19 protein-coding genes are annotated in these 23,059 nt (G+C 71.9%); 1 reads left to right on the forward strand and 18 read right to left on the reverse strand.

Annotation, left to right across the window (positions count from 1 at the left end; genetic code table 11):
- Nucleotides 1-164: 164 nt before the first annotated feature.
- The 17 genes from pyk to DEI97_RS09565 form a co-directional block, all read right to left on the reverse strand.
- Complete coding sequence (gene pyk, locus DEI97_RS09485) at nucleotides 165-1,610, reverse strand: pyruvate kinase (RefSeq protein ID WP_111073559.1); 1,446 nt, start codon at nucleotides 1,608-1,610, stop codon at nucleotides 165-167.
- A 97-nt stretch (nucleotides 1,611-1,707) separates the two neighbouring features.
- The gene (locus DEI97_RS09490; RefSeq protein WP_111073560.1) at nucleotides 1,708-3,165 is read right to left on the reverse strand and encodes a glutamate synthase subunit beta; all 1,458 of its coding nucleotides are present in this window, start codon (nucleotides 3,163-3,165) and stop codon (nucleotides 1,708-1,710) included.
- A 59-nt stretch (nucleotides 3,166-3,224) separates the two neighbouring features.
- Nucleotides 3,225-7,742, reverse strand: a complete 4,518-nt coding sequence (gene gltB, locus DEI97_RS09495; protein ID WP_111073709.1) for a glutamate synthase large subunit — start codon at nucleotides 7,740-7,742, stop codon at nucleotides 3,225-3,227.
- Between the two features lie 296 nt (nucleotides 7,743-8,038).
- Entirely contained in the window at nucleotides 8,039-9,028 is a 990-nt protein-coding gene (gene lgt, locus DEI97_RS09500; RefSeq protein ID WP_111073561.1) for a prolipoprotein diacylglyceryl transferase, read from the reverse strand.
- 106 nt (nucleotides 9,029-9,134) lie between these two features.
- A complete protein-coding gene (gene trpA, locus DEI97_RS09505) occupies nucleotides 9,135-9,929 on the reverse strand; it encodes a tryptophan synthase subunit alpha (RefSeq protein ID WP_111073562.1) in 795 nt (264 codons plus the stop codon).
- Nucleotides 9,926-11,140, reverse strand: coding sequence for a tryptophan synthase subunit beta (gene trpB / locus DEI97_RS09510; RefSeq protein ID WP_111073563.1), 1,215 nt, complete (start codon nucleotides 11,138-11,140; stop codon nucleotides 9,926-9,928). The genes trpA and trpB overlap by 4 nt, the downstream gene beginning before the upstream one ends.
- Nucleotides 11,141-11,180: 40 nt before the next feature.
- Complete coding sequence (gene trpC, locus DEI97_RS09515) at nucleotides 11,181-11,954, reverse strand: indole-3-glycerol phosphate synthase TrpC (RefSeq protein WP_111073710.1); 774 nt, start codon at nucleotides 11,952-11,954, stop codon at nucleotides 11,181-11,183.
- A gap of 64 nt (nucleotides 11,955-12,018) precedes the next feature.
- Nucleotides 12,019-12,258, reverse strand: coding sequence for a DUF6704 family protein (locus DEI97_RS09520; protein WP_111073564.1), 240 nt, complete (start codon nucleotides 12,256-12,258; stop codon nucleotides 12,019-12,021).
- Nucleotides 12,245-12,988: a Trp biosynthesis-associated membrane protein gene (locus DEI97_RS09525; RefSeq protein ID WP_111073565.1), complete on the reverse strand. Its 744-nt coding sequence runs from the start codon at nucleotides 12,986-12,988 to the stop codon at nucleotides 12,245-12,247. The genes DEI97_RS09520 and DEI97_RS09525 overlap by 14 nt, the downstream gene beginning before the upstream one ends.
- Nucleotides 12,985-14,517 carry an anthranilate synthase component I gene (locus DEI97_RS09530; RefSeq protein WP_111073566.1) on the reverse strand — a complete coding sequence of 511 codons (1,533 nt, stop codon included), beginning with the start codon at nucleotides 14,515-14,517 and terminating at the stop codon, nucleotides 12,985-12,987. Before DEI97_RS09530 ends, DEI97_RS09525 begins: the two co-directional genes overlap by 4 nt.
- Entirely contained in the window at nucleotides 14,514-14,936 is a 423-nt protein-coding gene (hisI, locus tag DEI97_RS09535) for a phosphoribosyl-AMP cyclohydrolase (protein WP_111073567.1), read from the reverse strand. Before hisI ends, DEI97_RS09530 begins: the two co-directional genes overlap by 4 nt.
- 88 nt (nucleotides 14,937-15,024) lie before the next feature.
- Nucleotides 15,025-15,819, reverse strand: a complete 795-nt coding sequence (gene hisF / locus DEI97_RS09540) for an imidazole glycerol phosphate synthase subunit HisF (RefSeq protein WP_258376620.1) — start codon at nucleotides 15,817-15,819, stop codon at nucleotides 15,025-15,027.
- Nucleotides 15,816-16,655, reverse strand: a complete 840-nt coding sequence (hisG, locus tag DEI97_RS09545; protein WP_111073568.1) for an ATP phosphoribosyltransferase — start codon at nucleotides 16,653-16,655, stop codon at nucleotides 15,816-15,818. The genes hisF and hisG overlap by 4 nt, the downstream gene beginning before the upstream one ends.
- A 62-nt stretch (nucleotides 16,656-16,717) precedes the next feature.
- Nucleotides 16,718-16,981, reverse strand: a complete 264-nt coding sequence (locus tag DEI97_RS09550; protein WP_111073569.1) for a phosphoribosyl-ATP diphosphatase — start codon at nucleotides 16,979-16,981, stop codon at nucleotides 16,718-16,720.
- A gap of 9 nt (nucleotides 16,982-16,990) precedes the next feature.
- On the reverse strand, nucleotides 16,991-17,656 hold the full coding sequence (gene rpe / locus DEI97_RS09555; protein ID WP_111073570.1) for a ribulose-phosphate 3-epimerase: 666 nt from the start codon (nucleotides 17,654-17,656) through the stop codon (nucleotides 16,991-16,993).
- A 58-nt stretch (nucleotides 17,657-17,714) separates the two neighbouring features.
- A complete protein-coding gene (locus DEI97_RS09560) occupies nucleotides 17,715-19,367 on the reverse strand; it encodes an RsmB/NOP family class I SAM-dependent RNA methyltransferase (protein ID WP_181439122.1) in 1,653 nt (550 codons plus the stop codon).
- Nucleotides 19,364-20,317, reverse strand: a complete 954-nt coding sequence (locus DEI97_RS09565) for a methionyl-tRNA formyltransferase (RefSeq protein ID WP_111073572.1) — start codon at nucleotides 20,315-20,317, stop codon at nucleotides 19,364-19,366. The genes DEI97_RS09560 and DEI97_RS09565 overlap by 4 nt, the downstream gene beginning before the upstream one ends.
- A gap of 145 nt (nucleotides 20,318-20,462) precedes the next feature.
- On the opposite strand from DEI97_RS09565, the gene DEI97_RS09570 reads away from it, so the two are divergent.
- Nucleotides 20,463-20,939 (forward strand): DUF4383 domain-containing protein, encoded by a 477-nt coding sequence (locus tag DEI97_RS09570; protein ID WP_181439123.1) that lies wholly within the window; start codon nucleotides 20,463-20,465, stop codon nucleotides 20,937-20,939.
- A 77-nt stretch (nucleotides 20,940-21,016) separates the two neighbouring features.
- On the opposite strand, the gene DEI97_RS09575 is transcribed toward DEI97_RS09570, so the two are convergent.
- Nucleotides 21,017-23,059, reverse strand: coding sequence for a primosomal protein N' family DNA-binding protein (locus DEI97_RS09575; protein ID WP_111073573.1), 2,043 nt, complete (start codon nucleotides 23,057-23,059; stop codon nucleotides 21,017-21,019).

The raw sequence follows: 23,059 nt of genomic DNA on the forward strand, positions 1-23,059 counted from the left end.
ACGGGACGGGACGGGACGGGACGGGACCACGCTACCGACGCAGGCCGCGTCCGGGACGCACCCCGGGCCTCCCGGCTGTCCGGACCGGACGTCTGCACGACACGAGGCCGCCACCCGGAGTGGGTGACGGCCTCGGATCGTGACGCTCCGATCGTGACGCTGGGTCAGTCGCGGACGTACGCCGGAGCTGCCTGGGCGTGCGCGTCGCCGACGCGGTGCACCCGGAGGTCGTTCGTCGAGCCCTCGAGTCCGGGAGGGGAACCCGCCGTGACGATCACGCGGTCGCCGGGGATGGCGAGCCCGTTGCCGATGAGGACGTCGTCGACCTGCGAGAACAACTCGTCGGTGTGCGTCTTCCGGTCGACCAGGAAGGAACGCACACCCCACGTCAGCGCCAGACGGCGGCGAGTGGCCTCGTTCGGCGTGAACGCGATGATCGGCAGGCCGTGGCGGAGGCGCGACATCCGGCGAGCGGAGTCGCCGGACTCGGTGAACACGCAGAGGTAGGACGCCTCGGTGAACTCGGCGATCTCGACGGCGGCGAGGGTGATCGCACCGCCGAGGGTGCGCGGCTTCGTGCCGAGCGGGGCGATGCGCTCGAGGCCGTGGTCCTCGGTCGACTCGACGATGCGGGCCATGGTGCGGACCGTCTCGATCGGGTAGTCACCGACGCTCGTCTCGCCGGACAGCATGACCGCGTCGGCACCGTCGAGGACGGCGTTCGCGACGTCGGAGGTCTCGGCGCGCGTCGGGATCGGCGAGGAGATCATCGACTCGAGCATCTGCGTCGCGACGATGACCGGCTTGGCCATCCGGCGGGACAGCTCGACCGCGCGCTTCTGCACGATCGGGACCGCCTCGAGCGGCAGCTCGACGCCGAGGTCACCACGGGCGACCATGATGCTGTCGAAGGCATCGATGATCTCCTCGAGCGCGTCGACGGCCTGGGGCTTCTCGACCTTGGCGATCACGGGGAGGCGCTTGCCCTCTTCGTCCATGATCTCGTGGGCCCGGACGACGTCCGAGGCGTTGCGGACGAACGACAGCGCGATGAGGTCCGCACCGATGCGGATGCCCCAGCGGAGGTCGGCCTCGTCCTTCTCGCTGAGGGCCGGGACGTTCACCGCCACGCCGGGGAGGTTGATGCCCTTGTTGTTCGAGACGGTGCCGCCGACGACGACCTCGGTGCGCACGCGCACACCGTCGGTGTCGAGGACGCGCAGCCGGACCCGGCCGTCGTCGATGAGCAGCGGGTCACCGGGCTTGACGTCCTGCGGCAGGCCCTTGAACGTCGTGCCGCAGACGTCCTTCGTGCCGGGGATGTCCTCGGTCGTGATGGTGAACTCATCACCGACGGCCAGCTCGTGGGGGCCGTCCGCGAACTTCGCGAGACGGATCTTCGGACCCTGCAGGTCGACGAGGATCGCGACGGGCTTGCCGAGCTCCTCGGCGGCACGACGGACGTTGACGTAGTTGGCCTCGTGCACGCTGTAGTCACCGTGGCTGAGGTTCAGGCGGGCCACGTCGACCCCGGCCTGGATGATCTGCTTGACGACCTCGTAGTCGGCGGTGGCAGGTCCGAGCGTCGAAACGATCTTTGCGCGTCTCAATGGATTCCTTCGTGTGGTGGTGTGGCTTCGGGAACGACGAGAGGCCACCAGCACCCTATCGAGTGCGGGTGGCCTCTCGTCTACGGGGAGGGGACCATCAGACCGAGATCGCCCGGTCCGTCGCCTTGACCGGGGCCGGCAGGATCGTCGAGCCCTCGAGGTACTCGTCCACCTTCGAGGCGGCGGCACGGCCCTCGGCGATCGCCCAGACGATCAGGGACTGACCGCGACCGGCGTCACCGGCGACGAAGACGCCCGGCTCGTTGGTCGTGTAGTCGGCCTGGCGGCTGACCACACCCGAGACGCTCGTCGGCAGACCGAGCTGCGGCTCGAGTGTGTCGGTCTCGGGACCGGTGAAGCCCAGCGCGATGAGCACCAGGTCCGCCGGGATCTCCCGCTCGGTGCCCGCCTTCGGGACACGACGGCCGTCGAGGTACTCGGTCTCGGCCACACGCAGGGCGCGGACCTCGCCGGCCTCGTTCGACAGGAACTCCACCGTGGACGCGAGGAACATGCGCTCCCCGCCCTCCTCGTGGGCGCTCGTGACCTCGTAGACGGTCGGGAACATCGGCCAGGGCTGCTCCGACGGACGCTCGAGCGGCGGCTGGTTGCCGATCGCCAGGTTCGTCACGCTGAGCGCGCCCTGCCGGTGGGCGGTGCCGATGCAGTCCGCACCGGTGTCACCGCCGCCGATCACGACGACGTGCTTGCCCTCGGCGCTGATCTGGTTGTCGACGACCGTGCCGGCGTTCGCGCGGTTCTGCTGGACGAGGTAGTCCATCGCGAAGTGCACGCCGGAGAGGTCGCGGCCCGGGATCGGCAGGTCGCGCGGCACCGTGGCGCCGGTGGCGACGACGACCGCGTCGTAGCGGGACTTCAGGTCGTCCCAGGTGATGTCCCGGCCGATCTCGACGCCGGCGCGGAAGCGGGTGCCCTCGGCCTGCATCTGGGCGAGCCGGGCGTCGATCTGCCGCTTCTCCATCTTGAAGTCCGGGATCCCGTAGCGGAGCAGACCACCGATGCGGTCGTCACGCTCGTAGACGGCGACGGTGTGGCCGGCACGGGTGAGCTGCTGCGCGGCGGCCAGGCCGGCAGGACCGGACCCGACGACGGCGACGGTCTTGCCCGTCAGGCGCTCCGGCGGGTGCGGGGTGACCCACCCGTTCTGGAACGCGTCGTCGATGATCGACACCTCGACCTGCTTGATGGTCACCGGCGGCTGGTTGATCCCCAGCACGCAGGAGGCCTCACACGGGGCCGGGCAGAGGCGACCGGTGAACTCCGGGAAGTTGTTCGTCGCGTGCAGCCGCTCGATGGCCTGACGACCCTCGCCGCGCCAGGTGAGGTCGTTCCACTCCGGGATCAGGTTGCCGAGCGGGCACCCCTGGTGGCAGAACGGCACGCCACAGTCCATGCAGCGACCGGCCTGACGCTTCAGCGCACCGGACTCCTGCTGCTCGTAGACCTCTTTCCAGTCCATGAGGCGGACCGGCACGGGGCGGCGGGGCGGCAGTTCACGTTCCTGGACCTTCAGGAACCCCTTGGGGTCAGCCACGGGTCACCTCCTGGGTGCGGGTCGAGCGGGTCGAGCGGGAGTGGGGAGAGCGAGTGCGATCAGCCACCGGTGACCTCCAGGATGCGGTTCCAGACGACGGTGCCGTCCGGGTCGAGGCCCTCGTCGACGGCCTGGCGACGCGTCTCGAGCACGGCCGCGTAGTCGCGCGGCAGCACCTTGACGAACTCGGACAGGTCGCCCGAGTCGAGCAGACCGGCGGCGATCGTCGAACCGGTCTCGTCGGCGTGCCGGCGGAGCAGGTCGGTGACGATCTCCACGTCGGCACTGTCCAGCGGCTCCAGGCGGAGCTCGCCGGAGGCCAGCGCGTCGGTGTTGACGAGTTCGTGCCGGAGCCCGCGGACGTACGCCGTGCCTCCCGACATGCCGGCACCGAGGTTCCGGCCGGTCTCGCCGAGGATGAGCGCGAGCCCACCGGTCATGTACTCGAGCGCGTGGTCGCCCACGCCCTCGACGACCGCGGTCGCGCCGGAGTTCCGGACCAGGAAGCGCTCCCCCACGATGCCGCGGATGAACATGCTGCCCTGGGTCGCGCCGTAGCCGATGACGTTGCCGGCGATGACGTTCTCGGCCGGGTCGAACCCGACGTCCTCGGCGGGGCGGACGACGATCTCGCCGCCGGACAGGCCCTTGCCGACGTAGTCGTTGCTGTCGCCGACCAGCCGGAGCGTGACGCCCGCCGGGAGGAACGCGCCGAGCGACTGGCCGGCCGACCCACGCAGCGTGATGTCGATCGAGCCGGTCGGCAGGCCGTTCTCGCCGTGCCGGAGGGTGACCTCGTGCCCGAGCATCGTGCCGACCGCGCGCTCCGTGTTGCGGATCGGCAGGTCGAGCGTCAGCGTGCCGCCGTGCTCGAGCACGTCGGACGCCTCGGCGATGAGTCGGACGTCGAAGTGCTGCTCGAGCTCGTGGTCCTGGGCCCGGCGGCGGCTGCGCGGCTCGTCGGGGGCGAACTCCGGTCCCTTGAGCACCGGCGCGAGGTCGAGCCCCGAGGCCTTCCAGTGCTCCACCGCGCGGTCGACGTCGAGGGCGTCGGCGTGACCGATCGCCTCGTCGAGGCTGCGGAAGCCGAGCTCGGCGAGGAGCTCGCGGACCTCCTGCGCGATGAACTCGAAGAAGTTCACGACGAACTCCGGCTTGCCGGAGAAGCGCTTGCGGAGCTCCGGGTTCTGCGTCGCGACGCCCACCGGGCAGGTGTCGAGGTGGCAGACGCGCATCAGGATGCAGCCCTCGACCACCAGCGGGGCGGTGGCGAAGCCGTACTCCTCGGCGCCGAGCAGGGCGGCCACGACGACGTCGCGACCGGTCTTCATCTGCCCGTCGACCTGCACCGTGACGCGGTCGCGCATGCCGTTGAGCATGAGCGTCTGCTGCGTCTCGGCGAGACCGATCTCCCATGGTGTGCCGGCGTGCTTCAAGGAGTTCAGCGGGCTGGCGCCGGTGCCACCGTCGTGGCCGGAGACGAGCACCACGTCGGCCAGGGCCTTCGTCACGCCGGCTGCGACCGCGCCGATGCCGGACTGGCTGACGAGCTTGACGTGCACGCGGGCCGAGGGGTTGGCGCGCTTGACGTCGAAGATCAGCTGCTTGAGGTCCTCGATGGAGTAGATGTCGTGGTGCGGCGGCGGCGAGATGAGGCCGACGCCCGCGGTGGCGTGGCGGGTGCGGGCGACCCACGGGTACACCTTCTGCGGGGGCAGCTGGCCACCCTCGCCGGGCTTCGCGCCCTGTGCCATCTTCAGCTGGATGTCGGTGGCGTGCGTGAGGTACATGCTCGTCACGCCGAACCGCCCGGAGGCGACCTGCTTGATCGCGCTGCGCCGCTCGGGGTCGAGCAGTCGCTCGACGTCCTCGCCGCCCTCGCCGGTGTTCGACCGGGCACCGAGACGGTTCATCGCGATCGCGAGGGTCTCGTGCGCCTCCTGTGAGATGGACCCGTAGGACATCGCACCGGTGTTGAAGCGCTTCACGATCTCGGCGATCGGCTCGACCTCGTCCAGCGGCACCGGGGTGCGGTCGCCCGCGGTGAAGCCGAACAGGCCGCGCAGCGTCATCAGCTGCTCGGACTGGTCGTCGACCGCTTTCGAGTACTCGCGGAACACGTCGTACCGGCGGGCACGGGTGGCGTGCTGCAGGCGGAAGACGGTGTCCGGGTTGAACAGGTGCGGCGGTCCTTCGCGGCGCCACTGGTACTCGCCGCCGGTCTGCAGACGCTCGTGGGAGAGCACCGCGCCGTCCTGCGGGTACGCCTGGGCGTGACGTTCGGCGTTCTCGGCCGCGATCACGTCGACGCCGACCCCGCCGAGGATCGACGACGTGCCGGTGAAGTACCGGTCGACGAACTCCTGGCTGAGCCCGACCGCCTCGAACGCTTGCGCGCCGGCGTAGCTGGACACCGTGGAGATGCCCATCTTCGACATGATCTTCAGGACGCCCTTGCCGAGCGCCTTGATGACGTTCTTGACGGCCTGCTCCGGGGTGAGCCCGGTGATCATGCCGGAGCGCACGAGGTTCTCGCACGTCTCCATCGCCAGGTACGGGTTGATCGCCGAAGCGCCGTACCCGATCAGGGTCGCCACGTGGTGCACCTCGCGCACGTCGCCGGCCTCGACGATCAGGCCGACCTTCATGCGCTGCTCGGTGCGGATCAGGTGGTGGTGCACGGCGGCGAGCAGCAGCAGGCTCGGGATCGGCGCGCTCTCGGCGTTGCCGTCGCGGTCCGACAGGACGATGAACTGCTTGCCCGACTCGATCGCCGCGTCGACCTCGTCACAGACGGCCTGGAGGCGCTGCTCCATCGCCGTCTCGCCGGCGTCGACCCGGTAGAGCCCACGGATCGTCACGCTCAGGTGCCGGCCCGAGGCCGTCTCGAAGTGCTGGACCTTCGCCAGCTCGTCGTTGTCGATCACCGGGAAGTCGAGGACGATCTGCTTCGCGTGCTCGGGTCCGGCGCTCAGGAGGTTGCGCTCCGGCCCGAGACCGAGACCCATCGACGTGATGACCTGCTCGCGGATCGAGTCGAGCGGCGGGTTCGTGACCTGTGCGAACTGCTGCGTGAAGTAGTCGAACAGCAGGCGCGGGCGCTGCGACAGCACCGCGATCGGGGTGTCGGAGCCCATCGCACCGAGCGGCTCGGCCCCGGTCTGCGCCATCGGACGCAGCAGGACACGGACCTCTTCCTCGGTGTACCCGAACGCCCGCTGACGACGGGTGACCGAGGCCGGGGTGTGCACGATGTGCTCGCGCTCCGGCAGGTCGTTGAGGTTGATGCGACCGGACTCGAGCCACTCGGTCCACGGGCCCGAGGTGGCCAGGTCGCGCTTGACCTCGTCGTCCTCGATGATCCGGCCGTTCTCGGTGTCCACCAGGAACATCCGGCCCGGACGGAGACGCCCCTTGCGGACGACCTTCGCGGCGGGCACGTCGATGACACCGGTCTCGCTGCCCATCACGATGAGGCCGTCGTCGGTGACCAGGAAGCGTCCGGGACGCAGCCCGTTGCGGTCGAGCGTCGCGCCGACGAGCGTGCCGTCGGTGAAGGTGATCGCGGCCGGGCCGTCCCACGGCTCCATGAGCATCGAGTGGTACTCGTAGAACGCCCGGAGCTCGGGGTCCATGTCGGTCTGGTTCTCCCAGGCCTCCGGCACCATCATCGACATCGCGTGCGGTAAGGACCGGCCGGTCAGCGTGAGGAGTTCCAGGACCTCGTCGAACGAGGCCGAGTCGCTCGCACCGGGGCTGACGATCGGCAGCAGCGGCGCCATGTCACCGAGCAGTTCGCTCTCGAGCTGCGACTGCCGCGCTCGCATCCAGTTGCGGTTGCCGCGGACGGTGTTGATCTCGCCGTTGTGCGCGAGCGAGCGGAACGGCTGCGCGAGCGGCCACGACGGGAACGTGTTCGTGGAGTACCGCGAGTGCACGATGGCCAGGCGGGACGCGAAGCGCTCGTCGCTGAGGTCCGGGTAGAACGGCTCGAGCTGCAACGTCGTGACCATGCCCTTGTAGACCATGGTGCGGCTGGACAGCGACATGAAGTAGAGCTCGGTGCCCTGTTCCGCACGCTTCCGCAGTCGGAAGGCCTGGCGGTCGAGGTCGATGCCCGAGCGGAGCGCACCGTGCTCGTCGTGGTGGGTCGACGCGACGAAGACCTGCTCGAAGGCGGGCATCGCGGCGCGGGCGAGCGTGCCGAGGACCTCGGGCCGGACCGGCACCTCGCGCCAGCCCAGGACACGGAGTCCCTCGGCGACGGCGAGCTGCTCGACCGCGGCCTTGGCGTCCGCGCGCGCGTCGGCGTCGAGCGGCAGGTAGGCGGTGCCCACGGCGTACTGCCCGGCGTCCGGCAGGTCGAAGTCGACCACGTCGCGGAAGAACGCGTCCGGCACCTGGCAGAGGATGCCGGCGCCGTCACCGGTCCCGGCGTCGGACCCGACCGCACCGCGGTGCTCGAGGTTGCGGAGCGCGCCGAGGGCGGCGTCGACGATGTCGTGCCCGGGCGTCCCGCGAAGCGTCGCCACCATGGCGAGACCGCAGGCGTCCTTCTCGTTCGCCGGGTCGTACATGCCGGCGGCGTCGGGGATCGCGGAGAACCGTCGGTGCGGCGAGCGGAGCCCGGACGGGGCTGACGCGCCGTTCGGGACTGCAGAGGGCTGGGGTGGCAGGAGCGCCATGGGGAACCGTCCTCACGAGGAAGTGGAACAGGGACAGCGATGGCCCGGTGGTGCGTTCCGCCCGAGCGGGCGGGACTGGTGCCCGTGCTCGCCGTCAGGCTGTGCCCTGACGGCGTGCGAGGAGTGGGGTCCGCTTGTGGCGGACCGCAAGCGCGGTGTGGTGCTGCGTTCGGGAGAGGCTGGGGACCTCAGTGTCGGTCGGCGACGGCGGCGACCGGCTCCGGATCGGCGACACCGGTGGTGGTGTCGTGCTCCGAGTAGGTGTCGTCCGAGTCTACATCGGACTTCGAGCGAGGCTCGCGACCCGGCAGGTACGGGCTCGGTTCCTTCCCGACGTGTCGTCGGGTCTGGATGGCGAAGATGATGATGCCGAGCAGGATCGCGGCGAAGGACATCCAGACGTTGGTGCGGATGCCGGCGAAGGTCTCGCTCGTGTCGACGCGGATGGACTCGAGCACCGAGCGGCCCAGGCCGTACCAGACCAGGTAGAGCGCCATGACGCGGCCCCACTGCAGGCGGAAGCGGCGGTCGAGCAGCAGGATCAGCACGGCGCCGACGACGTTCCAGATGATCTCGTACAGGAACGTCGGGTGGAACAGCACGCCCTCCGGCAGGCCCTTCGGGTAGGCCGGGTTGGTGGCTTCGATCTGCAGACCCCACGGCAGGCTCGTCGGCATGCCGAAGAGCTCGTGGTTGAAGTAGTTGCCGAGACGACCGGCCGCCTGGGCGAGGAGCACACCGGGAGCGGCGGCGTCGATGAAGGCTGAGAAGCGGAGACCCGCCATGCGGCAGCCGATCCAGGCGCCGAGCGACCCGAGGATCAACGCCCCGAAGATGGCGAGCCCGCCCTCCCAGATGTAGAAGATCGAGAACGGGTCGATGCCCGGGCCGAAGTAGTCGCTGACGTGCGAGAAGACGTGGAACAGGCGACCGCCGATGATGCCCGCCGGCACCGCCCAGATCGCGATGTCGATGATGATCCAGCGCTCGGCGCCGCGGGCGTTCAGCCGGTTGTTCGTGAGCAGCACGCAGATGACGATCCCGATCAGGATGCAGATCGCGTACGCGTGGATCCGGAAGTCGAGCGGCAGCGTCACGTTGAACGTGTCGTGCAGCCACGCGGTCAGGTCGAAGTACTGCCAGGCCGTGCTCGGGCTCGGGATGCTCAGGAGGGGCATGTGCGACTGTCGCCTTTCACGTGTGGAGCTGGTCAGCCGGTGGGGCTGGCGGCCCCGTGCGTTGCGGGCCTCCGGGCCCGGTCGGCCCGGATCACTGTAGCGCGGGTCAGCGCCGTGCTGCGCCGGACGACAGGTCGGCGGCGCGGTCGGCCACCCCGGTCACGCCGAGGTCAGCGAGGGCACGGACGAACGCCGAGCCGATGATCGCCCCGTCGGCGTACTCGAGCACCTCGGCGACCTGGTCGGCAGTCGAGATGCCGAGGCCGACACAGGTGCGCTGGACGCCGGCGTCGCGCAGGCGCGAGACCACCGTGCGGGCTGCCGTGTCGACGCCCACCCGGGCACCGGTGACGCCCATCGTCGAGACCGCGTACACGAAGCCTCGGCTGCGGTCGACGGCCTGACGCATCCGGGTGTCGGTCGAGGACGGCGCGGCGAGGAACACCCGGTCGAGCCCGGTGCGCTCGGAGGCGTCGATCCACTGCTGGCCCTCGTCGGGGATGAGGTCCGGCGTGATGAGACCGGCGGCACCGGCGGCGACCAGGTCGTCGGCGAACCGTTCGACGCCGTAGCGCAGCACCGGGTTCCAGTAGGTCATCACGAGGACCGGCACGTCGACGCGCTCGGTGATCGCGTTGACGGCGTCGAACACCTGGGCGACCTTGAAGCCGTTGGACAGGCTCTCCTCCGCCGCCCGCTGGATGACGGGGCCGTCCATGACGGGGTCGGAGTACGGCAGGCCGAGCTCGATGACGTCGACGCCGTTCTCGGCGAGGGCGACGGCGGCGTCCACGCTGGTCTGCAGGTCCGGGTAGCCGGCAGGCAGGTAGCCGACGACGGCCCCGGCGCGCTCGGCGTTGGCGTGGTCGATCGTCTCGGCGACGGTCCTGTTCGTGCTCACGACTGGACCGCCGTCTCGTCGAGGATGCCGAAGTACCGGCTGGCCGAGGCCACGTCCTTGTCGCCACGACCGGACAGGTTCACGAGGATGACGCCCTCGGGCCCGAGTTCCTTGCCGAGCTTGATCGCGCCGGCGAGGGCGTGCGAGGACTCGATCGCCGGGATGATGCCCTCGGTCCGGCTCATCAGCCGGAAGGCCTCCATCGCCTCGGTGTCCGTGATCGGCTCGTACTTCGCCCGCCCGATCGACGCCAGGTACGCGTGCTCCGGACCGACGCTCGGGTAGTCGAGCCCGGCGGAGATGCTGTGGCTCTCGATGGTCTGGCCGTCCTCGTCCTGCATCAGGTAGGACTTGGCACCCTGCAGCACGCCTTCACGGCCGAGCGTGATGCTGGCCGCGTGCCGACCGGTCTCGACGCCGTCACCGCCCGCTTCGAAGCCGTGCAGACGGACCGACTCGTCGTCGAGGAACGCCTCGAAGATGCCCATCGCGTTCGACCCGCCACCGACGCACGCGGCGACGGCGTCCGGCAGGCGTCCGACGCGGTCGAGCACCTGCTGCCGGGCTTCTTCGCCGATCACCTTGTGGAACTGGCGGACCATCTCCGGGAAGGGGTGCGGACCGGCGACGGTGCCCAGCAGGTAGTGGGTGGACTCGACGTTCGCCACCCAGTCGCGGAGGGCGTCGTTGATGGCGTCCTTCAGGGTGCGGGAACCGGTCTCGACCGGGATGACCTCGGCGCCGAGCAGACGCATCCGGGCGACGTTGAGTGCCTGGCGCTCGGTGTCGACGGCACCCATGTACACGACGCAGTCCATGCCGAACAGGGCAGCCGCGGTCGCGGTGGCGACACCGTGCTGGCCGGCTCCGGTCTCCGCGATCAACCGGGTCTTGCCGAGGCGGCGGGCGACGAGCGCCTGCCCGAGCACGTTGTTGATCTTGTGCGAACCGGTGTGGTTCAGGTCCTCGCGCTTGAGGATGATCCGGGCACCACCGGCGTGCTTCGCGAACCGCGGCACCTCGGTGATGATCGAGGGGCGGCCGGTGTAGTCGCGCTGGAGGGTGTCCAGTTCCTCGCGGAAGGACGGGTCCGCCCACGCGGTCCGGAACGCGGTCTCGAGCTCGTCGAGCGCCAGGACGAGCGACTCGGGGACGAACCGCCCGCCGAAGTCACCGAAGTAGGGGCCTTGCAGGTCACGGAGAGAGGTCACGGTGGTGCTCCAAGGGGTCCGGTCTGCACCGGACGGGTTGTCAGCCGTCGATGAACGACGCGAGCGTGGCGGCGGGGTCGGCGCCGGTGACCAGCGCTTCCCCGACGAGGACGACGTCGGCACCGGCGGACCGGTAGTGGGCGACGTCGGCAGGGGTCTTCACGGCGGACTCGGCCACGCGGACGACCCCGTCGGGGATGCGGTCGGCCAGGGACCCGAAGAGGTCACGGTCGAGCGAGAAGTCGGTGAGGTCGCGGGCGTTCACGCCGAGGATGCGCGCACCGGCGTCGAGGCCACGGGAGACCTCGTCAGCGGAGTGCGCCTCGACCAGGACGCGCATGCCGAGCTCTTCGGCCAGGCCGTGGAGCTGCACGAGGGTCGGCTGGTCGAGTGCCGCGACGATCAGCAGCACGATGTCCGCCCCGGCCGCACGCGCTTCGACGACCTGGTAGGGGTCGGCGATGAAGTCCTTGCGGAGCACCGGCACCCCGACGCGCGCCTTGACGGCTTCGAGGTCGGCCAGGCTGCCGAGGAACTTGCGGCCCTCGGTCAGGACGCTGATCGCCGAGGCGCCGCCGCGCTCGTAGTCCGCGGCGAGGGCTGCCGGGTCGGCGATGGTGGCCATCGCGCCACGGGACGGGCTCGCCCGCTTGACCTCTGCGAGGATCTTCACCCGGTCGCCGGGTGCCAGGAACTCGAGCGCGTCGAGCGGCGAGGCCACCCGGTCGAGGTCGCGTTCGACGTCCGCGTACGGACGGTCGAGCCGACGAGCGGCCGCGTCTTCGAGCGCCCCGGCGACCAGGCTCTGCAGCAGGTTCGTACCGGGTACGGACGGGGTCGGCGCGGGCGTTCCGTTCGGGGTTGCAGCCGACATGCGCTCAGCCGCCGTGGTGCTTGGTGACGTACTTCGGTCCGTTGACGCCGTAGCCGGCCTTGCCCATCGCGAAGCCCACGATCAGGCCGATCACGACGACGGCGGCAGACGCCCACACACCCCAGGCGAGGTCGAACCAGAAGCACAGCGTTCCGGCGGCGAAGCCGATCAGCATGATGACGACGGCCGTCCAGGCCGCCGGCGAGTGGCCTTCGCCGAGTTCTGCGGGCTCAGTGTTGCTCACGGTGCTCCTCGTTGTCGCTGGCGCCACCGGTCGGGCGGCGCTCCGTCGATCCTACCGTGTCCAGGGTGTCGGGCTGCCCGGCGGCGGCGTCCCCCGCGGTCGGGTCGACACCGGCGCTGAGGTCGTCCCAGTCGACCACCGCATCGCGGACGACGGGTCGTCGGACGGCGTCCGCGCCGGACGCCGGACCCCCGGCGACACCGGCGGCGGTGGCGGCCCCGGGCGTGGCGGCGTCGCCGTACTTCCGGCTCGGACCGGGCCAGGACCGCTGCAGGAACAGCACCGCGACACCGAGGAGCGCGGCGAGGACCCCGCCGATGATCCCGACGACCGGCCAGAGGCTGACGTCGACGCCGGTGACGACCCGTCGGACCGCGCCGAGGTCACTGACGCCGGCCACCGAGCCGATGGCGCTCCGTGCGGCGGCGACCGGGTCGGACAGGGCGGTCACACCCGAGACGACGACGGCCACCCCGAGCAGGACCTGCACGACCGCGAGCACGACCCGGACCACGCGCCCGGCGATGGTCATGGCGAGGAACAGCGCGAGGCTGGCGATCGCGACGGCCGTGTACTGCGGCACGACGGTGGCGCCGTCCGCGTCGACGGTCTTGACGACGGCCGCGGTGTGGTCGAGGTGCACGGTGAACCAGGTCTGTGTCCACGAGAGCATCACGAGTCCGGCGACCAGCAGCCCGATGACGACGACGAGTGGGCGGGAACGCTTCACGGGGTGACCACGGTCATCCGGTTGGCGGTCGCCACGGCACGCAACGGAGCGGCGGCCTTGTTGACGGACTCGACGTGTTCGCTCGTCGGGTCCGAGTCCGCGACCAGTCCGGCGCCGGCCTGCACGCGGGCGACCCCGTCCTGGATGAGGGCGGTGCGGATCGCGATCGCGACGTCGGCGTCCCCGGCGAAGTCGAAGTAGCCGACCACGCCCGCGTACGCCCCGCGCTTGGCGGGCTCGAGTTCGTCGATGATCTGCAGCGCACGCGGCTTCGGCGCTCCGGAGAGTGTGCCGGCCGGGAAGGTCGCGCGGAACACGTCGATGGCCGACATCCCCGGGCGGATCGCTCCCTCGACGCTGGACACCAGGTGCATGATGTGGCTGAACCGCTCGACCGTCATGAACTCGGTCACGGCGACGGTGCCCGGCTCGCACACCTTCTGCAGGTCGTTGCGGGCCAGGTCGACGAGCATCAGGTGCTCGGCGCGTTCCTTCGGGTCCGCCAGCAGCTCGTCACCGAGTCGGACGTCCTCTTCCGTGGTGGCGCCGCGCGGCCGGGAGCCGGCGATCGGGTGCGTCATCGCCCGACCGTCCTGCACCTTCACCAGGGCCTCCGGCGAGGCGCCGACGATCCAGAACGGCTGGCCGTCGCGTCCCTCGAGGGACAGGAAGTACATGTAGGGGCTCGGGTTCAGCGTGCGGAGGACCCGGTAGACGTCCAGCGGGTCGGCCGTCACGTCGTGGTCGAACCGCTGCGAGATGACGACCTGGAACACGTCGCCGTCGCGGATGAACTGCTTCGACCGCTCGATCGACGCCGCGTACTCCTCCGGGGTGGACCGGGAGCGGGCGGTCGGCTCGACGATGTCGAACGCCTCGGCGACGGTCGCGATGCTCGGCTGCACCAGGTCGGCCTGCATGCGGTCGAGTCGGGCCTGCGCGTCCGACCACAGGGTGTCGGCGTCGTCGGTGCCGTCGTTCAGGGCCGTCGCGACCAGGAGCACGAGGCCGGTGCGGTGGTCGAGGGCGGCGAGCTCGGACACGAAGGAGAGCGCCTGCCCGGGCACGTCGAAGTCGGCCGGAGGTGCGTCCGGCAGGTGTTCGAGCTGCCGCACGGCCTCCCACCCGATGAAGCCGACGGTGCCGCCGACGAGTGGCGGCAGACCGGGCACGCGGGGCGTCGCCCAGCGCTCGTGGAGTCGTGCCAGGACCTCGAGCGGTTGCCCGTCGAGGGACCCGACGGCGCGCTCCGCGGACATCCCGGTGTCGATCCAGGCGGCACGGTCGCCGTCCTGGGTGAGGACACCGAAGCTGCGGACGCCGACGAAGGACCAGCGCGACCAGAGGCCACCCTGCCCGGCGGACTCGAGGAGGAACGAGCCGGCGCGACCGTCGGCGAGCTTCCGGTAGACGCCGACCGGGGTCTCGCTGTCGGCGAAGAGCGCGCGGACGACGGGGACCACGCGGTGGCCCTCGCGGACGAGCCCGTCGAAGTCGTCGCGGAGCGTGGTGCGGGGCGAGTCGCTCATCCTGCGACACCGCCCGTTGCCGCGCCGGGAGCGGAGGTCCCCACCGTGTCGGGCGCCGACGCCGTCACCGGGTCGAGCGGGTCCACGTCGAAGCACCGGTGGGCCCCGGTGTGACACGCCGCACCGACCTGGTGCACCGTGACGAGCAGCGTGTCGTCGTCGCAGTCCAGCGCGGCGGCGCGGACGTACTGGGCGTGGCCGGACGTGTCGCCCTTGCGCCAGTACTCGCTCCGGGACCGCGACCAGAAGGTCACCCGGCCCTCGGTCAGGGTGCGGCGGAGGGCTTCCCGGTCCATGTACCCGAGCATGAGGACGTCCTTCGACGATTCCTCCTGCACGATGGCGGGGAGCAGTCCGTCCGCACCGAAGCGCGCGCGGTCGAGGACCGCTTCGGTGCTGGTGCTGGTGCTGTCGGTCATGAGGGCACCAGCCTACGGCCCCGCCCGGCGCGCTTGCTGCGGACGGGCACGCCGGACGGGAGGCCCGACCCGGCTGGTCGGGACGGCGTCAGCGGACGACGTGGCCGGTGGCGCGCAGCGCGTCCTTGACGTCGCCCACGGTCATCTCGCCGCGGTGGAAGACGCTCGCGGCGAGGACCGCGTCCGCACCGGCGTCGACGGCGGGGGCGAAGTGGTCGACGTGACCCGCGCCTCCCGAGGCGATGACCGGCACCGAGGACACCGCACGGACCGCGGCGACGAGCTCGAGGTCGAAGCCGTTCTTCGTGCCGTCGGCGTCGATCGAGTTGACGAGGAGCTCCCCCGCACCGCGCTCGACGGCGTCGTGCGCCCAGGCGATGGCGTCGATGTCGGTCTCGGTGCGGCCGCCGTGCGTCGTGACCACGAAGCCGGACGGCATCCGGTCGGAGCGCTTGACGTCGAGCGACAGGACGACGGCCTGTGCGCCGAACCGGTCGGCGATCTCGGAGACCAGCTCGGGGCGGGCGATCGCGGCGCTGTTGACGCCGATCTTGTCCGCGCCGCACTGCTGCAGCCGGGCGACGTCGTCGACGCTGCGGACCCCGCCGCCGACCGTGAGCGGGATGAAGACCTGCTCGGCGGTGCGGGTGACGGTGTCCCACATCGTGGCGCGGTTCTCGACCGTGGCGCCGACGTCGAGGAACGTCAGCTCGTCGGCGCCCTGCTCGTAGTAGCGCGCGGCGAGCTCGACCGGGTCTCCGGCGTCCTGCAGGTCGAGGAAGTTGACGCCCTTGACGACACGACCGCCCGAGACGTCGAGGCACGGGATGACGCGGACCGAGACGCCGCCCAGGGCGGTGGCGCCAGCGGGTGCGGCGGTCACAGGCGTGCGGCGTGGATCGGGCTGACCAGGATCGCCCGGGCGCCGAGGTCGTAGAGCGCGTCCATGATGAGGTTGGCGTCGTCGCGCGGGATCATCACGCGGACGGCCGACCAGTCGCGGTCGTGCAGCGGCGAGACCGTCGGGGACTCGATGCCCGAGGCGATCGCGGTCGCCTGCTCGAGCAGGGCGGACGGGATGTCGTAGTCGAGCATGACGTAGCCGCGGGCGACCAGGACGCCCTGCAGCCGGCGGCGGAGCACGTCGATGCCGGCGATCGTCTCGTCGGTGGTGATGAGCACCGCGGTGGATTCGAGGATGACCGGGCCGAAGATCTCGAGCCCGGCGGCGCGGAGCGTGCTGCCGGTGGAGACGACGTCGGCGACGGCGTCGGCGACCCCGAGCCGGACGGCGCTCTCGACCGCGCCGTCGAGCTTGACCAGGGTGGCGGTGACGCCGTGCTGGGCGAGGAACTCCCCGACCAGGCCGGGGTAGCTCGTCGCGACGCGGACGCCCTCGAGGTCCTGCAGCGTGCTGTACCGACCCGGCGCGCCGGCGAACCGGAAGGTGGAGTCCGCGAAGCCGAGCGCGTCGACCTCGTGCGCGGTGGAGCCGGAGTCGAGCAGCAGGTCTCGGCCGGTGATGCCGACGTCGAGTGCGCCGGAGCCGACGTAGGTGGCGATGTCGCGCGGGCGGAGGAAGAAGAACTCCACCCCGTTGCGCTCGTCGATGAGGTGCAGCGCCTTCGGGTCACGGCGACCGGCGTACCCGGCCTCCCGCAGCATCTCGGAGGCGGTCTCGGACAGTGAGCCCTTGTTGGGCACGGCGATGCGGAGCATCAGGTCTGCTTCCTGGAGGTGATGTCGGTGACGGGTCTGCGGTGCGCGGGGTGACGCGCTCCCTACAGATGTCGCCAGACGTCCGCCGGGGTCAGGCCCTTCGCGATCATGAGGACCTGCAGGTGGTACACGAGCTGCGAGATCTCCTCCGAGGTGCGCTCGTCGCCCTCGTACTCGGCCGCCATCCAGACCTCGGCGGCTTCCTCCACGATCTTCTTGCCGATCTGGTGCACGCCGGCATCCAGTTCGGCGACGGTGCCGGAGCCCTCCGGGCGCGTGCGCGCCTTCTCGGTCAGCTCCGCGAACAGGTCGTCGAACGTCTTCACGTCCTCAGGCTACCGGTCCGCGAGGGCGCGCTGCGCCGCCGCTCGGAGATCGGTGATGCGTGCAGCCGGTTCGCCGCCGTAGACCGCGGAGCCGGCGACCAGGGTGTCGGCGCCGCTCCGGACCGCCTCGGGCACGGTGTCGACCGCGATGCCGCCGTCGACCTCGAGCCAGACGTCCAGGCCCGACGCGTCGACCGCGGCCCGGGCGTCGGCGAGCTTCGGCATCACCGAGGTCATGAACGCCTGACCGCCGAACCCGGGCTCGACGGTCATGAGCAGGATCATGTCGTAGGCGTCGAGGTGGTGCAGCACCTGGGTGACCGGGGTGCCGGGCTTCACGGCGACGGCGGCCCGGGCCCCGTTCGACCGGATCGCCGCGGCGGTCGCCACCGGGTCGGTCGCCGCCTCGAAGTGGAAGGTGACGCTCGACGCCCCGGTCTCGGCGTACTTCGGTGCCTCGGTGTCCGCGTCGGTGATCATCAGGTGCACGTCGAGCGGCACCGGCGACACCTGCTGCAGGCGCTGGACGATCGGCAGGCCGAGCGTCAGGTTCGGCACGAAGTGGTTGTCCATCACGTCGACGTGCACCATGTCGGCGGTCTCGATGCGCTGCAGTTCGCGCTCGAGGTTCGCGAAGTCGGCGGACAGGATGCTCGGCGAGATGCGGATCGTCACCCGACGAGCCTACCGGCCGGTCGTCCGGTGCTCCGGCGGTGGTCGGACGACCCGGCGGTCAGGCCGTCCGACGGAACAGCGCGATGAACATCGCATCGGTGCCGATCCGGTGCGGCCAGAGCTGCACCGTCCGGCCGTCCGCCACCTGCGGGTCGCGGGCCGCCACCGAGCGGACCACCGAGGCGGTGTCGAGCTGCTCGAGCAGGTCGCCGTGGCGGCGCATCAGGGCGTCGACCTGACCGCGCGTCTCGGCCAGGTGCGGCGAGCACGTCACGTACGCCAGCGTGCCGCCCGGGGCGAGCACCCGGACCGCCGCCTCGAGCAGTTCCTCCTGCAGGAGCGCGAGTTCGGCGACGTCCTCCGGTTGCTTGCGCCAGCGGGCCTCCGGACGCCGACGCAGCGCGCCGAGTCCGGTGCAGGGCGCGTCGAGCAGGATGCGGTCGTAGGTGACGCCCGCGCCGTCGTGGCCGTAGCGGCGGCCGTCGCCTTCGACCACGGTGACGGTGTCGCGGAAGTCGCGGAGGGCCTCCCGGACCAGTCCCACCCGGGCCGGGACGAGCTCGTTGGCGGTGAGGGTGGCACCGGCCTGCGCGGCCTCGGCGGCGAGGAGCGCGGCCTTGCCGCCGGGCCCGGCGCAGAGGTCGAGCCACCGCTCGCCGGCGCGGACCTCGGAGGAGCGGGACAGCGCGAGGGCGGCGAGCTGCGAGCCCTCGTCCTGCACGCGCAGGCGGCCGGCGGCGACGCCGGGCACACGCGCCGGGTCGCCGGTGACGCCGCGGACGCCGACGGGCGAGACCGGCAGGTCGGGCGCGGGTGAAGCGGGCTCCGCAGCGTTGACGTGGCCGTGGTCGTGGTCGGGCTGGTCGGCCGCGTCGGCGTCGTCGCCGGCCGGACCGACGGGAGGCTCGTCCCCCGCCACGTCGTCGTCCACCGTCGTGCGCGTGGTCGCCCGCTCGACGTCCTCCGCCGTGGCGACACCGGGCAGCGCGGCGAGCTGGACGCGCGGTGCCTCGTTGTCGGCGGCGAGGAGCGCGACGAGTTCGTCACGGGACCGTTCCGCGGCCAGGGCGTCCCGGAGCGCGGAGACGACCCAGACCGGGTGCGACCAGCGCGTCGCGAGGAGGGCCTCCCCGCCGAGGCCGGCCGTCACGAGGGGGTCCCACTCCTCCGGGGTCTTGCCGGCGACCTTCCGCATCACGGCGTTCACGAAACCGGTGGCGCGGGCGACGCCGACCTCGCGGGCGAGCTCGACCGTGGCGGAGACCGCGGCGTGCGTCGGCGTCCGCATGCCGAGGAGCTGGTGCACGCCGAGGCGCATCACGTCGAGCACGTCGGCCTCGATGAGGTCCGCCCGGCGCCCGGACGCGACGGCGACGACCACGTCGTAGCGGCCGATCATCCGGATCGTGCCGTAGGTCAGCTCGGTTGCGAAGCCGGCGTCGCGGGCGCTGAGCCCGGCACGCCGGATGCGCGTCGGCAGGAGCAGGTTCGCGTAGGCGTCGTCGACCTGGACGGCGCGCAGGACGTCGAACGCCACGCGCCGGGCACTGACCTGACGGGGCTCTCGCGGCCGGCCCCCGGGTCGTCCGCCGGTCCGCCCGACGCCGGCGCCGCGCTGGCCGGCACCGCCACCGCGCTGGCCGCCGCCGTTCCCGCCGCGCTGGCCACCGCCGCTCCCGCCGCGCTGGCCGCGATCGTGTTCCGCGCTCATGCGAGCACCTTCCCGTCGAGCGGTCCGAGCCCTCGGGCCCAGGCCGCGGCGTCCATCGCCTTCTTGCCGGCCGGCTGCACCTCGGTCAGCACGAGCGGTTCGTCCGCCGTCCCGACCAGCAGGGCACCTTCCACGAGCCGGAGCGCACCGGGGGCGAGGTGCGGGGCGGTGTCCCCCGAGCCTCCCGGGCCGCCGTCGTGCGTCGCGAGCCGGTGCGCCCGCAGCAGCTTCACCCGGGTCTCGCCGAGGTGCGCGAACGCGCCCGGTTCCGGGGTGACGCCGCGGAGCCGGGCGTGCACCACGGATGCCGGGGCGGCGAAGTCGGTGCGGCCGTCCGCGAGCGTCAGTTTCGGGGCCGTCGTCGGCGATCCGACCTGCTCGGTCGCCGTCGCCGTGCCCGCGGCGAGGGCGTCGACGACCCGGACCACCACGTCGGCGCCGGTCTCCGCCATCGCGGCGAGGACCTGGCCGGAGGTGGCCTCCGGGTCGATCGTGAAGGGCTCGGACGCGTAGACCGGGCCGGCGTCCACGGCCTCGACCAGCTGGAAGACCGTGGCCGCGGTGGTGGTGTCGCCGGCCATCACCGAACGCTGCACGGGGGCGGCCCCGCGGTAGGCCGGGAGGTCGGAGAAGTGCAGGTTGACCCAGCCGAGGCGGGGCGCGTCGAGGGCCGGGCGGCGGAGCAGTGCGCCGTAGGCGACGATCACGCCGAGGTCGACGTCGAGCGCAGCGATCCGGGTGGTGACCTCGTCGTCCACGCGGGAGGCCTCGATCACCGGCAGGCCCAGCTCCGCCGCGACCTGCGCGACCGGCGTCGGCGTGAGCACGCGCTTCCGGCCCTGCGGCGTCGGCGGGCGGGTGAGCACCGCCGCGATCTCGTGGTCGGACGCCGCCAGAGCACGGAGGGTGGGGACCGCGGCAGCGGGGCTGCCGGCGACGACGAGACGCATCGGACCAGTCTCCCACGCGGCGCACAGCCGCAGAAGCAGTGTGCCCGGCACGGAACTGTCCTCGGTGCGAGGATCCACCGCGCCGCCGAACGTCACCGTCGGCGCACGGGTACGTTCACAGGAGATTCCCCGGAAAGGAACGAACATGACAGACCGACTCTCCACCCCAGCACCCACCAGCTTCGCCGAGACCCCCGTGCAGAAGGGCGCCCTCGTCGTCGGCATCGTCTTCCTGCTCGTCGGCATCGCCGGCTTCATCCCGGGCCTCACCTCCGGTGACCTCGGCGGCGCCGGCAACGGTTCGATGGGCATGCTGCTCGGCATCTTCCAGGTGTCCGTCCTGCACAACATCGTCCACCTGCTCTTCGGCATCGTCGGCGTGCTGGCTGCTCGTCGCGCCAGTGGTGCGCGGCTCTACCTGGTCATCGGTGGCGTCGTCTACTTCGTGCTCTGGATCTACGGCCTGTTCACCGCGAACAGCGACAGCGCCGCGAACTTCGTGCCGCTGAACTCGGCCGACAACTGGCTGCACCTCGTCCTCGCGATCGGCATGGTCGCCCTCGGCGTCGTGCTCTCGCGCGGGCGTCGCGCGCCGGTCGGCGCGGAGCGCACCGCCCGCTGACGCGACGCGGCACATGACGGGAGGCCCGTGGCGGGATCGCCACGGGCCTCCCGTCATTTCCGGGGCCGCGGGTGGGCTCAGACCTCGGAGAACGGTTCGGCGTCGTCCATCCGGACCCGGAGCGCCGGGGCCGCTCGTCGCTTCGTCCCGCCCTTGACGACCCGCCGGGTGGACGACCGGCGGATCACCTCGGCCTTGAGGGTCGCCGCCACCTCGGTGCCGTGCCCGTACGGGAACCGCACGATCGCCCGCACCGTCCCCGGCGTCGGGTCGTCGACGGGCACCGGGCCGAGGACCGGACCGACCGGCGCGTCACCGAGGGCCTCGATGGCGCCGGTCACCGCCTCGTCCGTGCCGGTCAGGGTCGCGACCCGCACCGCCGGCGGGAAGAACAGCTCTCGGCGGTCGGTGAGTTCCTCGTGCGCGGGGACGTCGAGCCGCCAGAGGGCCATCGCGTTCGCGAGCTTCCCACCGATGCCGACGAGGTACACCGGCGCTCCCGGAGCGCCCTTCGCCGCGGCGTTCGCCCAGATCCGGAGGACGTCCTCCTGCACGCGGAGCCCCTCACGCGCCAGCATCCGCTCGCCGTCCAGGAGCAGCACGCAGGCGTACCCGCCGGCCACGTCCGGCTCGGCGCCGCGCGTGGCGACGACGACCGCGGGGCGAGCGGGGACCGCGTCGATCGGACGTGACCCGTCCGCCACCACGATCCGGGTGTTCGGGAACGCCCGGCCGAGTTCGTCGGCGGTGCGCTGGGCACCCTGACCCACGGGCTTGAGCTTGCCGTTGCCGCACGTCGGGCAGCGGTACCCGGCAGCCAGCGCCCCGCAGAACCGGCACTGCGGGGTCGACCCGGCGTGCGGGCTGCCGAGCGGACCACCGCACACCCGGCAGTGCGCTCGTTCGCCGCACTGGGTGCAGACCAGGCCCGTGCCGAAGCCCGGGTTGGACACCTGCACGAGCACGGGGCCGTCGTGGCTGGCCTCGCGCGCCGCGCGCCAGGCACTGCTCGGGATACGGGCCTGCGCGGCGTAGCCGTCGGCGTTCGTCTGGTGTGCGGTCGGGACCACCTTCGGCACCCGGGCCCGGTGCGGACCGACCTCGTGCAGCCAGCCGAGTTCGACGAGGCGCTGGACGTCGGTGCTGCGGGCGTGCGACACCATCAGCAGCGCCGCCCCCGACTGGGCGGTCCGCACCAGGGCGACGTCGCGGGTGTGCACGTACGGTGCGCGCTGCTCAGCGAACGACGGGTCGCCGTCGTCCCAGAGCGCGATGAGGCCGAGGTCCGACGCCGGCGCGTACACGGCTGCCCGGCTGCCGATCGCGACGACCGGGTGCGTGCGTGCCGTGAGGAGTGCCCGGGCCCGCTGCCCGTTCGTCTGCTTGGCGTCGAAGCGCACCACGCGCTCGGCGGGCACCAGGACGAGCAGGGCGCGCTCGAGGTCGGCGACGTCACGGAAGTCGGGGACGGCGATGACGGCGGAGCGCTCCCCCGCCAGGGTGTGTGCGGCGGCCTGTGCGAGGGTCGCTGCCCAGCCCGGGACCCAGGTGGGGTCGGGCGTGGCGGTGGCCTCGGCAGCTTCGGAGCCTTCGGCGGCCGGCGTCGGGGCACTGAGCAGGACCGGGTGCGGGATCGCGCTGACGGCGGCACGGCCTCCGGCGTCGATCACGGACTCGATGACCGCGTCGCCGTAGCCCTCGACCGCCCCGGCCGTCACGCTGGGCGGCACGGATGCGGTGTCGCGCGCGAGCCAGGCCTTCTCCGGCCGGACCTGGCGGGTCGGTACGGCGAGCCGCAGCACGTCACTGGCGACGCCCGCGGCGCGGTCCGCCACGGCTCGGGCGAGCTGCCAGACCTCCGGCGCGAGCACCGGCACCGGGCTGACGAGATCCTCGATCGCGCTGAGCTCCCCCGGGAAGTCGTGCTCCGGGGAGAGTGCGTCGTCGGACACGACCTCGACCACGTAGGCATCGGTCATCCGAGCGCCGGAGCGCAGCGGTACCCGGACCCGGACCCCCGGCACGCAGTCGTCCTCGATCTCGGCCGGCACCCGGTAGTCGAACAGACGGTCGAGCTGCGGGAGCGGCGAGTCGAGGACGACGCGCGCGACGGTGGCCAC

This window comes from Curtobacterium sp. MCLR17_032 (assembly GCF_003234795.2).
GTDB lineage: Bacteria > Actinomycetota > Actinomycetes > Actinomycetales > Microbacteriaceae > Curtobacterium.

Coding starts and splice junctions, on each gene's coding strand:
- gltB (WP_111073709.1), bottom strand. CDS start 7,742: ATGTACGACCCGGCGAACGAGAAGGACGCCTGCGGTCTCGCCATGGTG.
- lgt (WP_111073561.1), bottom strand. CDS start 9,028: ATGCCCCTCCTGAGCATCCCGAGCCCGAGCACGGCCTGGCAGTACTTC.
- DEI97_RS09530 (WP_111073566.1), bottom strand. CDS start 14,517: ATGAGCGACTCGCCCCGCACCACGCTCCGCGACGACTTCGACGGGCTC.
- hisI (WP_111073567.1), bottom strand. CDS start 14,936: ATGACCGACAGCACCAGCACCAGCACCGAAGCGGTCCTCGACCGCGCG.
- hisG (WP_111073568.1), bottom strand. CDS start 16,655: ATGCTCCGCATCGCCGTGCCCAACAAGGGCTCACTGTCCGAGACCGCC.
- DEI97_RS09560 (WP_181439122.1), bottom strand. CDS start 19,367: ATGAGCGCGGAACACGATCGCGGCCAGCGCGGCGGGAGCGGCGGTGGC.
- DEI97_RS09565 (WP_111073572.1), bottom strand. CDS start 20,317: ATGCGTCTCGTCGTCGCCGGCAGCCCCGCTGCCGCGGTCCCCACCCTC.
- DEI97_RS09570 (WP_181439123.1), top strand. CDS start 20,463: ATGACAGACCGACTCTCCACCCCAGCACCCACCAGCTTCGCCGAGACC.